The sequence below is a fragment of the Bacillus sp. 17RED48 genome, from assembly GCF_019837545.1.
Taxonomy (GTDB): Bacteria; Bacillota; Bacilli; order Bacillales; family Bacillaceae_G; genus Bacillus_A; species Bacillus_A wiedmannii.
Window position 1 is genome coordinate 1 of record NZ_JADAXG010000061.1, and the last position, 371, is coordinate 371.

Annotated in this window: 3 tRNA genes; all 3 read left to right on the forward strand. The window is 47.7% G+C overall.

What is annotated here, in order from left to right:
* Positions 1-14: 14 nt before the first annotated feature.
* The 3 genes from ILT06_RS32280 to ILT06_RS32290 all read left to right on the forward strand — a co-directional run bounded on the left by ILT06_RS32280 (position 15) and on the right by ILT06_RS32290 (position 349).
* Positions 15-87, forward strand: a tRNA-Ala gene (locus tag ILT06_RS32280).
* Between the two features lie 20 nt (positions 88-107).
* A tRNA-Ser gene (locus ILT06_RS32285) sits at positions 108-200 on the forward strand.
* Between the two features lie 56 nt (positions 201-256).
* Positions 257-349: transfer RNA gene (locus ILT06_RS32290), tRNA-Ser, on the forward strand.
* Positions 350-371: the final 22 nt, after the last annotated feature.

Below are 371 nucleotides of genomic sequence, written 5' to 3' on the forward strand. Positions count from 1 at the left end.
ATTCCCAAAAACATGGGGCCTTAGCTCAGCTGGGAGAGCGCCTGCCTTGCACGCAGGAGGTCAGCGGTTCGATCCCGCTAGGCTCCACTTTATTTATTATATGTCTCGGAGGTATACCCAAGTTCGGCTGAAGGGATCGGTCTTGAAAACCGACAGGCGGTGAGAATCGCGCGGGGGTTCGAATCCCTCTACCTCCTCCATTTTCTTTTTAAATGGTTTAGATACATATAATAATAAATTTTTATTTTTCCTTCATGGAGGTATACCCAAGTTCGGCTGAAGGGATCGGTCTTGAAAACCGACAGGCGGCGAGAGTCGCGCGGGGGTTCGAATCCCTCTACCTCCTCCATTTTTAAAAAAACATTATATTG